This window comes from Chloroflexus sp. MS-G (genome assembly GCF_000735195.1).
In the GTDB taxonomy this organism is placed as follows: Bacteria; Chloroflexota; Chloroflexia; order Chloroflexales; family Chloroflexaceae; genus Chloroflexus.
The window spans coordinates 1-12,969 of sequence record NZ_JPIM01000009.1 but is presented as its reverse complement, the minus strand read 5'-3'; the positions used below and the strand labels follow the sequence as shown (position 1 = coordinate 12,969).

General features: G+C 53.9%; 8 protein-coding genes. 5 read left to right on the top strand and 3 right to left on the bottom strand.

What is annotated here, in order from left to right; all coding sequences use genetic code 11:
• Positions 1 to 115: 115 nt before the first annotated feature.
• The 3 genes from JE47_RS0102840 (at position 116) to JE47_RS0102830 (ending at position 4,651) form a co-directional block, all read left to right on the top strand.
• The gene (locus JE47_RS0102840) at positions 116 to 2,722 is read left to right on the top strand and encodes a hypothetical protein (protein ID WP_236631114.1); all 2,607 of its coding nucleotides are present in this window, start codon (positions 116 to 118) and stop codon (positions 2,720 to 2,722) included.
• A gap of 93 nt (positions 2,723 to 2,815) precedes the next feature.
• Positions 2,816 to 3,382, top strand: a complete 567-nt coding sequence (locus tag JE47_RS0102835; RefSeq protein WP_031458298.1) for an AAA family ATPase — start codon at positions 2,816 to 2,818, stop codon at positions 3,380 to 3,382.
• 672 nt (positions 3,383 to 4,054) lie between these two features.
• Positions 4,055 to 4,651: an acyltransferase gene (locus JE47_RS0102830; protein WP_031458297.1), complete on the top strand. Its 597-nt coding sequence runs from the start codon at positions 4,055 to 4,057 to the stop codon at positions 4,649 to 4,651.
• Here the strand turns inward: JE47_RS0102830 and JE47_RS0102825 are convergent.
• Both JE47_RS0102825 and JE47_RS0102820 read right to left on the bottom strand, forming a co-directional pair.
• The gene (locus JE47_RS0102825) at positions 4,641 to 5,936 is read right to left on the bottom strand and encodes a M14 family metallopeptidase (RefSeq protein WP_031458296.1); all 1,296 of its coding nucleotides are present in this window, start codon (positions 5,934 to 5,936) and stop codon (positions 4,641 to 4,643) included. The genes JE47_RS0102830 and JE47_RS0102825 overlap by 11 nt on opposite strands.
• Positions 5,937 to 5,941: 5 nt before the next feature.
• Complete coding sequence (locus JE47_RS0102820) at positions 5,942 to 7,291, bottom strand: DUF58 domain-containing protein (protein ID WP_236631113.1); 1,350 nt, start codon at positions 7,289 to 7,291, stop codon at positions 5,942 to 5,944.
• 349 nt (positions 7,292 to 7,640) lie between these two features.
• Between JE47_RS0102820 and murJ the strand changes: the two genes are divergently transcribed.
• The gene (murJ, locus tag JE47_RS0102815; protein WP_031458294.1) at positions 7,641 to 9,032 is read left to right on the top strand and encodes a murein biosynthesis integral membrane protein MurJ; all 1,392 of its coding nucleotides are present in this window, start codon (positions 7,641 to 7,643) and stop codon (positions 9,030 to 9,032) included.
• A 70-nt stretch (positions 9,033 to 9,102) separates the two neighbouring features.
• On the opposite strand, the gene JE47_RS0102810 is transcribed toward murJ, so the two are convergent.
• Positions 9,103 to 11,868, bottom strand: coding sequence for a valine--tRNA ligase (locus JE47_RS0102810; protein ID WP_031458293.1), 2,766 nt, complete (start codon positions 11,866 to 11,868; stop codon positions 9,103 to 9,105).
• A gap of 262 nt (positions 11,869 to 12,130) precedes the next feature.
• On the opposite strand from JE47_RS0102810, the gene JE47_RS0102805 reads away from it, so the two are divergent.
• Complete coding sequence (locus JE47_RS0102805; protein WP_031458292.1) at positions 12,131 to 12,832, top strand: ABC transporter ATP-binding protein; 702 nt, start codon at positions 12,131 to 12,133, stop codon at positions 12,830 to 12,832.
• The last annotated feature ends 137 nt before the right edge of the window (positions 12,833 to 12,969 follow it).

Below are 12,969 nucleotides of genomic sequence, written 5' to 3'. Positions count from 1 at the left end.
GTTTACATCTGGTATAAGCCATAGCTTGGCCAGAGGCTGGTAAGTCCAGATACCCTGATCTCAACCAGTTCAACTTCACATTTCCCACGACTTCCTGGGGAGGAACCCTATGAGAATGTCCCGGCAATTTCAGCGATCACTCACGCTATGCATTATTGCAGTGATCGGTATGGTCATGGTCTGGCTGCTGGTCTCTCTGCCGCCGGCAGTTCGTGCCCTTGATGACGAGAATGGAACACTGGAAATCATTGATAACTCCCAGGCCGATTTTGCTGATGGCGTTTTTCAGCGCACTGTTGTTGCTGCATCGCCAGGATCGCCCAGTAACCCTGATGTAGTTGGTGCAGTTGAACTAGCGCCAGCCGGTGCGCTTAATCGCAACAAATGGTCAATCGCCGCGGCGCAGTTACCCCAGCCGCTCAGCGATGCGTCGGTGGTGAGCCTTGGCAGATATTTGTTTGTGATTGGCGGCGCAACCAGCCCGAATCCAGGAGAAGAAAACCGTTCTCGATACGTTTACCGTGGGGTAGTTAATCAAGAGACTGGGAGTCTGGAAACTCGCGATCCAGTTCCACCAGGTAATGATGCCTTCACCGCATTTTCCATTCCCGCCGTTGATCCCGGCCCTGAATGTGTTACAGATACACCACTGGCCGGACGTTCACGGGCCGGAGCGGTAGCCGTTCCAGCGACGACCGGCTCCAACTTGGGGTATATCTTTATTATCGGCGGAAGTATGTACGATCAGCGTTGCGCAACCTACGATTTCTCCACCAACATCGTGCAGCGGGCCACTATTGACGCAAGTGGCAATATCGTGAGTTGGATCGCACCCAATAACTGGCGCTTCCCAACGCTGGATATTAACGGAAATATCATTACTAATCCCGATTCACCCGATCTGCGCGGCATTCAGAACGTACAGGTTGTGCATGTACGCACCAGCAATGGTACTGATTACATCTATGCTATCGGTGGCCTTAGTATTGCCCCGAGTCAATTTTTGCAGGAGGATATATATCCACACGTCTTCTATACAAAAGTTGATAATAACGGCAATCTCGTCCATCCGACCAACGCTAGCGCGGCGACCGTATGGGCCAGACTCCCCGATCTCCCATTTACGATCCACTCTGGCACGGCAATTGCTACTAGCACCACCCGCATTGAAAGTGGTGTTCCGGTACAGAAAGATGCTATCTTCTTGCTGGGCGGATGCATTGATATTGAATGTAATACGCTCAACACGTCAGTACGCCGTGCCGATGTGAACCCGACCGACGGCACGCTAACCTGGACCAATCAGGTTGCTCGCACGAGCGGTGGTGGTACGCAACCGATCAATATTCAGGGCCGGCAAGGAGTGACTGGTATCAGCTTTAACAATCGGCTCTACTATGTTACCGGCTCAACTGCGACCGGTACGCCAGGTGCTTCTGGAGCTACTGCCACGATTCCGGTCGCTATTTATAATGACCAGTTCTTGCTTGAGGATTTGACTGCGAGTGGCAACTATTTCGTTGGGACCAATGAAACCAGCGACTATGTCCTACCATTACCAAATAGGCGGCTTAATGCGGCAGTTGCGCTGGTGCCAGCGGTTCCCCCTTCTAATGGCACAACTCAGGCCAATGCAGCATGGATGTACGTCATTGGTGGGTCAAATGAAAGTAACCAACCGACCAAAACCATTTTCGTTGGTGGTGTTGGCGGTGCAAATGAGACAACCGGTACCACCCGCGTCTCGGAAGGTTGGTACTACTCGAAGCCGTTTCCGGTGCTGACTAGTGGCGAAACCTCGCGATTGCTGGCGATCAAGTGGGCTACGGACTTGAATCGGCCAACACAAAACCCTGATGCTGACATTCGGATACAATTCCGGGCAGTGGTGACCAGCGGTACCTGCCGTGAGAGTGACTTTGATCCGTCCACGTCATCAACAAATCCCTCGCGCTGGCGTGATCTTGATGGTGATACGTCATCGCCTCTGCGTTCAATGAATGGTGAAAACGAGGTACGCTTGATCAATGCTTTCCCTGATGAAGAGATCAAAGCAACCTGTATGCAGTATCGGGCGCAATTTTTACAGGACCCTGGACTACCTACCTTTACGCCACGTTTGCGCTACTTTGCGGTCGAGAAGGTAGTTGCTGCCAAACCCGATATTCTGATCGACGAGTTTGATGTGCAAACAAACAGTGGGGGATTTGCCAACATTGTGCTCAGGTTGCGCAATTTGCGTAACAATAGTCTTTCAGCAACGCGCAGTGTCGTTGCGGCGAGTGGTGGAGGTAGTTTCTTCGTCGATCTCTGCATTGCACGTCGCACCAATCCTAGCACGCCAGCACTAACGGCCGTACCGGCGCCAGATCCGAATGCTGGGGATAGTGCTACACCTTCCTGCGCGACCGTCAGTGCCCAGGTGCCGAAAAGTGCGATGGAACCGGGTGCAACATACTCCATTGCGCTGAGCGAGTGGATAAAGGCGCAGGGTGGTGGCGCGGTTAATTGGAATGAGATATTCGGTGAACCGGGGACGTATGATATCGGTATCGTAGTTGACTACAACACTATGGCGGGTGAAGATGCACAAGGACGCAGTAATAATCGTGGTGAAAATGTCTCACCGCCGAATGGGATTATTCGCACGATTACGATTACCGCGCCGCCGAATCCACTGCCATCTAGTTACGAAATTTTTGTGCCGGTTATCCATCGTTAGCGGGTTGACCTTACCCTTACTTCCTTGTCAGGAAGGGAAGGTTCTTTTCCGCAGACAATGGTGGGGCAACGCGGTGCGTTGCCCCTACGGATGATGAAACATGTACAGACACCAACGTTGATCATCGTTACCGGTCATCCGGCAACGGGTAAGACAACGCTCTCACGGGCGCTGGCCAGTGGCCTGCGCCTGCCGTTGTTGAGCAAGGATACGTTCAAAGAGTTGATGTTTGATGGGCTGGGCTGGTCGGATCGGGAATGGTCACGAAGCGTTGGGGCTACAGCGATTTCAATCCTTTACCATACGGCTGCAACGATTCTGAGCAGTGGTCAATCGCTCATTGCAGAAAGCAACTTTCGCGCTGATCTGGATACAGCACGGATGCTGTACTTGCACGCTGTTGCTCCTTTTAAGCCCATCCAAATTCGCTGTACTGCCGATGGTGAAGTGTTAGTTGAACGTATTCTCAGGCGCGTTGTACAGCAGCAGCGGCATCCCGGTCACTGCGACGATTGCTCTCCCACCGATCTCGAGCTGGTGCGAACTCGGGGTGCTATTGAGCCATTACCACTCGGTGGACCGCTCCTTACGGTAGATACAACGTTTCCTGAACAGGTTGATGTGCCGGCGATTTTGCACTGGATAAGGGGGTATCTATAGTGTCTTCTGACCTTCCCCCTCGTCCCCTGTCGCAAGCGGAAGGGGGAAGGTGGGGGCTGGAGAAGAAGAACGTTGGCCCCCTCACGCAATGGTTGCGTGCTGGGAGTGCGTGCCGCTGGCCCGCATCCTGATGGATGGAACGGGGGGAACCGGTGTCAGCGCTGGTGCTGCGGAGCGGGCTTGGCGGCCCTCACCTTCCCCCCTAGCCCCCCTTCCTCTCCCGCGCTGCGGGCGAGGAAGGGGGGATGGTAGGAGGCTGTACCTTTTGCCGTTGTCCCCTGCCGTTTCTCGACGGGGCGAGGAAGGATGGTAGGGCCGCACCGTTCGCCGTTGTCTCCTGTCGTTTCGCCACGGGGCGAGGAAGGGGGGATGGTAGGGCCGCACCGTTCGCCGTTGTCCCCTGTCGCAAGCGGAAGGGGGAAGGTGGGGGCTGGAGAAGAAGAACGTTGGCCCCTCACGCAATGGGTACACGGGCACGGTACGTTCCCAATAAGAAATTCCGGTTTTTGATCAGGCTCTGAAAAGTTGACCGTGGTAATTCGGTTGAACCTTACTCCAATGGAGCGGGTTAGACACCTGCTCCTATCGTTCTGTTCAGGATCGATTCCATTGTGATAAAGTAGAATTAGCAGTCGGTTGTCCTAATATTGCATTTGTTAAGGAGAAAGCATAATGAGTCCGGCAATTATTCATTCAACTGCAACTGTCGATCCGAAAGCCGCCATCGGTGATAATACCCGTGTCTGGCATTGGACTCAGATTCGCGAGGATGTGAGCATTGGGAGTGAGTCCATCATCGGTAAAGGCTGTTATTTCGATGCCGGTGTAAAAGTCGGTAGTCGGGTTAAGATTCAGAGTAATGTTTCCGTCTTTCGTGGGGTAACGATTGAAGATGGGGTGTTTGTAGGCCCGCACGCCTGTTTTACCAACGATAAGACACCGCGTGCGATTAATCCCGATGGCACACTCAAGGGGTTAGAGGATTGGACGGTGACGCCGACGCTGGTGCGGTATGGAGCGAGCATTGGTGCTAATGCAACAATTGTGTGTGGTATCACGATTGGGCGTTTTGCCATGGTCGCAGCCGGTTCGGTAGTGACGCGCAGCATTCCCGATTACGGGCTAGTGATGGGCAACCCGGCCCGGTTGGTTGGCTATGTGTGCCCGTGCGGTGTGCGATTACCCGGTGGACCGGTGCAGCAGCCTGAAGCGCGGACCTGTCCGGCATGTGGGCGGGTAACAGTTGTTGGTGAAACAACTAGCGAATAGTATGTTGCACGACCGGCACTGCCAGTTGGTTGCGAGCAGCATCCCACAGTCCAAGTGGAGCAAGCTCAATCCGACCATTCGCCGGTTCGAGGAGAAACACAGCACGGGTAAAATATTGGGTCAGGCGACTCGTGCCATCGCTGAGCCGGCCTGTGAACGGTGTGCTGAGTGGATCACCGAATACAAATTGGCCACCGCCACGTTGCCAAAACTCTGCGAAGGGTCCTGATGACCAGTCGATGGGTGGCGCTGTGGCGTCAGCACCACCGTAGGCCAGCGCGATCATTGCCTCCTTACCCACTGCGGCCAGACGAACGTAGGTTATCGTGTCGCGTTGGGTTTCATCAACTTCGATGACTACTCGTGTGAAGCGTTGACGCATACCAGTGGTTGTTTCCGTCGCCGGAGCCAACGGTACCCCAAAACGGTCTTCACCACCCATTGCTCGCCAGAAACGGTAGATGACAGGCGGTACCGGTATTTCGTTAATCATTCCCGCTTCAGGCAAAGGTAATACTTCAGCGGAATGCCTCAGCACGGCGCGCAAACCGGCCAGATTCTCGGTGAACTCGATTTGGTCGCCGGTCAGCAGTTCAGGAGTAATCGCTGCAATTCCCAAACCGGCAGCCCAATCGTGCATTCCACCGGTGATCGTGTACCGATCCCAGAAACGGGTGTATTGATAACCGGCTGCCGCGGCATAAATTTGTGCCATCGCAATCGAAGGTGAGTGCTCACAACTGGCCGGAAAGACCAGCCCTGCGTTAGAGTGGAGAAAGATGGCACCTGCTGCATCGAGGAGAAAAGCCCGGATGATACGACTTTCAATCTGCGAATCTGGGTAGGGTCCACCAGTATCCGAGACAATACCGCGTGCACCCTGCACCCGAGGTCGCCAGTCATTCTCTGGGCAGGTATCGTGAGAGGTGTCCATGTTCCGGTTCAAATCCACTCCAGCCGCGTCGAAACGCCATCCACGGGCCAGCCCATCAGGATTAAGCACCGGAATGATCGCTAACCGCACGTCTGGCGGTATTTCAGTGGGATGAGCGCGAAAGTGCTCGATCAGGGCCAGTGCTAAGCGATAGGTATTGGCTTCAGGAGCGCCATGAGTGGCGCCGACGACCACCAGTTTACGGGAACCATCACCAAACACTACCGCCTCGATTGGGCGTCCTTCAGCGGAACGACCAATCTCGATGGTTCGTACCGGTGGCGCCTGCACAGGCACCACACGGTACAGATGACTGAATACAAGCAGCAACATCAGAACAACATGAATCATATTCCTTACAACCGTGCCTCTTCTTTCAGACGCAGATAGGTATTGACGACCGAAACGGTCAACTCAGTCGCCGGTATATCAAGAGTGAGCGCGCCACTGCGCTGAATCTGCTCGAGAAGGGTGCGGCGCTCATCGGCCAACTGCTCAGCGACCAAACGGCGGAACAGACCCTGACTATCACGTACCGGACGTCCGGCTACACCGGTTATGTTGGGATCGCTGATCGTAACCAGAAGCGGTAAATGACGACGCGCCAGGCGGCGAATTTGCGTGATCAGTGGTTGGACGACCGATGGATTCGTCACATCGGTAAAAATGACAATCAATGCTCGCCGTGGTTGGTGCTGTTCGATGTAATGTAAGGCAGCGCTCAGGTTAGCTTCAACCGGCTGTGATTGCACATTGTAGAGCGCTTCGAGCAGGCGTTGAAATTGTACTTTGCCTTTACGTGGGGCAATGAAATGCTCAACCTTACCGGCAAAGGTCAGCATCCCGGCCTGATCACCCTTCCTGAGAACCACAAAGCTGAGCATCAGGGCTGTGTTGACCACGTAATCGAGGCGGGTTAAACCGGGATCGGCTGGATTTAACGGATCGGCAACCGGAGTAGTCATTAATCGACCGGCATCGATCACCGAGATGATATGTTGACTGCGTTCGGCTTCAATCTCGGCCACAATCGGCTTGCCCCGACGAGCGGTTGCCTTCCAGTTAATTCGACGATACTCATCATCAGTTGTGTAGTCACGTAAGTGCTCGAACTCACCCCCCTGACCTAACTGTCGGATCGAACGCAAGCCTATGGTCTGCAATTGACCACGTCGCACCAATAGATCGTACTTGCGCGCTTCAAGCAGATTCGGATACACCTGCACCGGTCGGGAGGCCGGAAAGCGTACCTGGCGTTGGTGACAGCCGAGTATGCCTTCGTAGCGCATGACAATGTCGCCAAATTGATAATCACCGCGCCGTTGTGGACGCACGTGATAGCGTAATTCGCACAGACCAAAGGGTTCGGCAACACCCGACAACAGATCACGATCAACCGGCAGCTCAACTGGGTATTCATCACGCAATGTAAACCGTAGTGGCTGAGCACTGGTGTTGGTTACCAGTATGGTGATAAGATTGTCGGCTCCCAGTGAAAAGCGAGTGTCGTGCAATCGCTCAGCTTCAATCTGATCGGGTTGTGGCGATAACAGAACATCGCTGACCAGAATACCGCCGACCACTAGCAAATAGAGCACTGCTATCCAATTGAGAAAAGAGACAAATGCTGCACCGGCAATCAGTGGGGTCGCTAGTAAGACAAGAAACAAGAGTCGGGGGGTTGGCAGGATAGAACCCATGTGCATGATGCCCTTTGCTGCTCACCGATGCGATGGCAGATCATAGCAGTCTTGAAAGAATTGTGTTCGTCGCACTGATACTCTGACAGATACGGTCAGGTATGATTTGGTTCTATTATAATCGACACGGATCAAATATCTGCTATGATGACAACCAGCACGCATATTGGCAGGGGGAAATTGTACGCATCTAGAGCCAATGGCACTTTCGTGAGCGGTTGTACTGCCTCGTTCAGAAAGAGACGCTTACCCGAACCTTACGATAGAGAGCGGTTCAGACTATCGCTCATTCTCGGCAACAAAAGCCGTCATTGTCAGGAAAAGCCATTGTGTTACATCAGGACTGCATTCATTTATGATCTGGCAACGTCTCAGAACAACGCCGTGGTACGCCTGGCCAACGCTTAGCCTTTCAACGGCAGAAGGCTCGCTTATCTTCATGGCAGCCTTTCTCATTTCAGCAGCGCTAGGCGTAGTCCGGCAAATCCTCTTTAATGCTCATTTCGGAGTAGGTGAAGAAGCAGCAGCGCTCTACGCGGCGTTTCGACTTTCGGAAACGGTTAGCACATTGATTGCCGGTGGTGCCTTAACCAATGCCCTTGTTCCCCACCTTCTGATCGCAGCGCGCAAGAATGGACGTGCCATCTCGTTGTTGGTCAGCCGGATGTTAACCCTGATGCTGGTGGTCGCCATACCGGTTACTTTTACCCTCTGGCTCAGTGCACCGTCACTCCTGCGCTGGATTGTTGCGCCGGGTCTTGATCCGCAAACACAAGCACTCGCGACGTTACTGACGCGCATCCTGATTGCCGAAATCGTGCTCCTCACTGCTGAAGGTGTTCTCAGTGCGGTATTGATTGCTCGTGGTCAGTTCTTTTTACCAGCAGCAGGAATTGCTTTACGTAACACGATGATTATTCTGACTCTGCTTATGCCAGAACCGACCATCGTGACGGCGGCTATTGGTTCGCTGGGAGATTCGGTGATCCAACTGGTAATCTTGATCCCCGGCCTCTGGCATCATCGGCTCAAGCTGCGACCGGCATGGCATCTGCGCGATCCACTGGTACGAGGGACTCTCCACCTGGCGATACCTGGTGCGATTTCAGGGACGATCAACTATGGAAACGCTATCGTAGATACTGCGATTGCCAGTTTAGGCGGCCAGGCAACTGGATTGGGCGCAATGCACAACGCCCTCTTGCTCGGTAACTTACCGCAACGGCTGTGTGGCATGGCAATTGGTCAGGCTGCGTTTCCCTATCTGGCTGCGGCTGCGGTAAACCGTCATCGTGCCCTGTTTCGACAGCGCTGGCTTACTGCTGTTGGGATCGCCGTCATACTCGCCACCTTCAGTGCGCTGGCCTTAATCGGTGGCGGTCGCTGGTTGATCCGACTGATCTTCGAGCGTGGAGCCTTTGATAGTGCGGCTGGCGATCTGACCTTTGCTATTCTCCAGGTATTTACCCTTGGCCTACCGATTTACGTCATTGTTGAGATCAGCGGACGGGCGATGGTTGCGCTTGGTGATGCCCGCACACCACTGATGGCCAATGCTGCCCAATTGCTCAGTCGGCTGGGGGTAGCGATGGCGTTGTGGCCAACAGTCGGTGTTCTGGCCGTTCCCATTGCCACAGTTGCCAGTGGGGTCGTTGAAGTCACGATCCTGTGCGGTATGCTGTTCTACCGGCTTCATACGCCGGCAGAATGGCACATTACAGCCGATACTATCGTTGAAGGATCGTAGGGACGATGTACCGCATCGCCCCTACAAATGCAACTGGGAGAGCAGAAAGCTACCGGAGGAATCTCACCTTTCAGGAAAGTTCGGCAAGACGCTCACGGAGGCGGGCCAGAGCGGCTTGCGCTGCTTCCAGTCCTTCACGTTCACGTTGAATAACGTGTGCGGGGGCTTTACTGGTAAAGCTCTCGTTATTCAGGCGTGCAGTGCGACGAGCCACATCAGCCTCAGCCTGAGCAAGTTCTTTTTGCAGCCGTGCCCGTTCGGCAGCCAGATCGATCATACCGGCCAGGGGGAGGAAACATTCGACCGCCCCGATCACGATTGATGCTGCCTGCGCAGGACGCTCGTTGAGTTCAGGAACAATCACCAGATCATTGATAGCTATGCGAGCCAACCGACTGATCAGTGGTGCCTGTGACTGTAAGAGGTCAGTACGTTCACCGGCTACGATAGTCGCTGCCACCCATTTTGCCGGTTCGACCTTGTACTCACTGCGCACGTTGCGAATGGCAACAATGAGTTCCTGCACCAGCTTCCAATCGGCTTCAACCGCCTCTTCCTGAAAACCTACCATCGGTGTCGGATACGATGCGTAGCTCAAGGTACGTAGACCAAGTTCGTTGAACGGCATCGTTGGTTCTGGATCAGAGCGTTGGTAGGCCTCGGTCAAATACCGCCAAACCTCTTCGGTGACGAAGGGCATAAAGGGATGTAGCAAACGTAAGCTTCCGTCGAGAACGGTATAGAGAACCTTGCGGGTCAACAAGGTACGCTGCTCATCACCTTCGAGCTGAACTTTAGCAATCTCGACGTACCAATCGGCAAACTCACCCCAGAGAAAATCGTGAATTTGTCGCCCAGCTTCACCGAAATTGTACCCTTCCAGCAAGCGATCCACTTCGGCCACCAGGCGGGCGTAGCGTGAGAGAATCCAACGGTCGGCGAGGGTATAGGGTTCCGTCTGCAACGACTCGAGACTAACCTTGCTCGATTCGTCACGCGGCAGACCATCCAGTTTACCGATCACAAAGCGAGTGATATTCCAGATTTTGTTAGCAAAATTACGAGCCGACTCGATCCGTTGCGGGTTGAGATTGACATCCTGGCCAGGTGTACCACTGGTGACCAAGGTATAACGCAGCGCATCAGCACCGTACTGCTCGATGATGTCGAGAGGATTGATCACATTGCCAAACGTCTTCGACATCTTACGGCCATGCTCGTCGCGCACCAGGCCATGGAGATAAACCGTGTGGAAGGGTGGTTGACCGGTCAAATAGCACCCCATCATCATCATCCGGGCTACCCAGAAGAAGAGAATGTCGTACCCGGTTTCCATCACGCTGGTGGGATAGAAACGACGGTAATCTTCAGTATCATCGGGCCAGCCAAGCGTGCTGAAGGGCCAAAGGCCAGAGCTGAACCAGGTATCGAGGACGTCGGGGTCTTGCACACCTTCAGCCGGTGGCGGCTCATCGGGGTCGGGGACGACGATCGAGCCATCAGGCATATACCAGACCGGGATGCGATGCCCCCACCAGAGCTGACGCGAGATACACCAGTCTTCAATGTTTTCAAGCCAGTGAAAGTAGACCTTCTCAAATCGTTCAGGTACGATCCGCACCCGCCCATCGCGCACAGCGGCAATTGCCAGATCGGCTAGCGGACGGGTACGCACAAACCACTGTTCAGAAAGGAGTGGTTCGATCACTTCGCCACCGCGTTGACTGATGCCAACATTCATCTTATGCGGTTCGGTCTTAACCAAGAGACCCTCACGTTCGAGATCGGCCAGGATGGCCTTGCGACATTCGAAGCGATCTAGGCCCACGTAAGGTCCACCCGCTTCATTGATCGTGGCATCAGGATTGAAAATATTAATCATCGGTAAGTGGTGGCGCTTACCGACTTCATAGTCATTCTTATCGTGGGCTGGCGTAATCTTGACCGCCCCAGAACCGAATTCGGGATCGACGTACTCATCGGCAATAATCGGTATAGGACGGCCTAACGCCGGCAGAATAGCTTCCTTGCCAACCAAGTGAGCATACCGTGCATCACCGGGTGAAACGGCTACCGCTGTATCACCCAGAATCGTTTCAGGGCGTGTCGTCGCCACGGTGATAAACTCGGTTGCACCGGCTGCCCATTGTCCCGATCCCCAGGGTACTGTTGGGCCAGACCAATCCGCAGTACGAATTGGATAGCGCACGTACCAGATCGAGACTTGACGTTCTTCGTATTCGACCTCAAGGTCGCTAACTGCGGTCTGTAATTTCGGTGACCAGTTGACTAGATAGGTACCGCGGTAAATCAGACCATCATCGTAGAGCCGCTTAAATGCGGTGTGTACTGCCCGCGAAAGACCGGGATCGAGAGTAAACCGCTCACGCGACCAGTCGCACGAGGCACCGAGTCTGCGCAACTGACGAGTAATCTCACCGCCGTACTTTTCCTTCCATTCCCAGGTACGGCGCAGAAACTCTTCACGTCCAACTGCCTGGCGCGAGGTACCTTCACGTTCGAGCAACTTCTCAACCTGAGTTTGGGTAGCAATACCGGCGTGATCGGTACCAGGTACCCAGAGCGTCTGGTAGCCTTGCATACGGCGCCAGCGGATCAGCAGGTCTTCAATCGCCACAAACATCGCGTGACCGAGGTGCAACTCACCGGTAACGTTCGGTGGAGGAATGGAAATAACAAACGGTGGCCGCGGCGCATCGTCACGCGGTGCAAAAAGACCACTCCGTTCCCACCATGCGTAGAGTCGCTGCTCGACGAGACGATGTTCGTAGGCTTTATCCATCTCTAAAGGACGGGCAGCAGTCGAATCGGTCATAAATACCTCAACAAAAAGCAATTGTATCACGTCATATTATTGACATTATTATACCAGTCTTTGCGACAAATCGGTGTCAGACAGTTGTTGGCCGTACTATTGAAGGAACCTGTCTCACCTATCATTACACGGTGTGGTAACGGTGGCTGAGACCGGATCGGGAACTGGCAGTTAGCATCCCTAGCAGATTGGCACAAGATGATTTCAAGTACAATGTGATCAGACGATGTTGCAAGACGGCTTGATGAGCATTTGAGGAACTATGATCCCACTTATCCAACTACACAACATCACAAAAGTGTACATTATGGGCGAAACCGAAGTCCACGCGCTGCGGGGTATTTCGCTCAGTATTCAACAGGGTGAGATGGTCGCAATTATGGGACCGTCGGGCAGTGGAAAGAGCACACTGATGAATATTATCGGTTGTCTTGACCGACCAACGTCAGGCGAGTATTTGCTGGAAGGGGTCAATGTTGGCGAACTGAGTGACGATGAACTGGCAATTATTCGTAACGAGAAGATTGGCTTTGTGTTCCAGCAATATATGTTGCTCCAACGCACAACGGCGTTGCGGAATGTTGAATTACCGATGCTCTATGGCAGAGGGCGTCCTGATCGCCGGGAACGAGCACAGCGCGCTTTGGAAGCAGTAGGTATGGGAGACCGTCTGCATCACCGTCCGAATGAGTTGTCGGGTGGGCAACAGCAGCGCGTCGCGATTGCGCGGGCATTGGTGAATGAACCGCGCATCATTATGGCTGACGAGCCAACGGGCGCGCTCGATACCCGTACCGGCGCTGAGATTATGGGTATTTTTCAGCGACTTAACGCCGAACAGGGAATTACTGTCATTTTGGTCACACACGAGCATGATGTTGCACAATACGCCGAGCGAATTATCAGTGTGCGTGACGGGCTGATTGCTGACGATCAAGTGGTAAAGGGGCGGCGGATGGTTTGAGAGAGTTTCTGGAAATACCGCTCTATACCCTGTAGCGCGGGCTTTAGCCCGCGTCTTGACATCGGCCGCGGACCTGAGTAGCGCGGGCTTTAGCCCGCGTCTTGACATCCGCCGGAGCCTGAGTAGCGCGGGCCTTG

What these genes read in the sequence shown, in the direction of transcription:
- JE47_RS0102825 (WP_031458296.1), bottom strand. Translation starts at nt 5,936, where the DNA reads ATGATTCATGTTGTTCTGATGTTGCTGCTTGTATTCAGTCATCTGTAC.
- JE47_RS0102840 (WP_236631114.1), top strand. Translation starts at nt 116, where the DNA reads ATGTCCCGGCAATTTCAGCGATCACTCACGCTATGCATTATTGCAGTG.
- JE47_RS0102835 (WP_031458298.1), top strand. Translation starts at nt 2,816, where the DNA reads ATGAAACATGTACAGACACCAACGTTGATCATCGTTACCGGTCATCCG.
- murJ (WP_031458294.1), top strand. Translation starts at nt 7,641, where the DNA reads ATGATCTGGCAACGTCTCAGAACAACGCCGTGGTACGCCTGGCCAACG.
- JE47_RS0102810 (WP_031458293.1), bottom strand. Translation starts at nt 11,868, where the DNA reads ATGACCGATTCGACTGCTGCCCGTCCTTTAGAGATGGATAAAGCCTAC.
- JE47_RS0102830 (WP_031458297.1), top strand. Translation starts at nt 4,055, where the DNA reads ATGAGTCCGGCAATTATTCATTCAACTGCAACTGTCGATCCGAAAGCC.
- JE47_RS0102805 (WP_031458292.1), top strand. Translation starts at nt 12,131, where the DNA reads ATGATCCCACTTATCCAACTACACAACATCACAAAAGTGTACATTATG.
- JE47_RS0102820 (WP_236631113.1), bottom strand. Translation starts at nt 7,291, where the DNA reads ATGCACATGGGTTCTATCCTGCCAACCCCCCGACTCTTGTTTCTTGTC.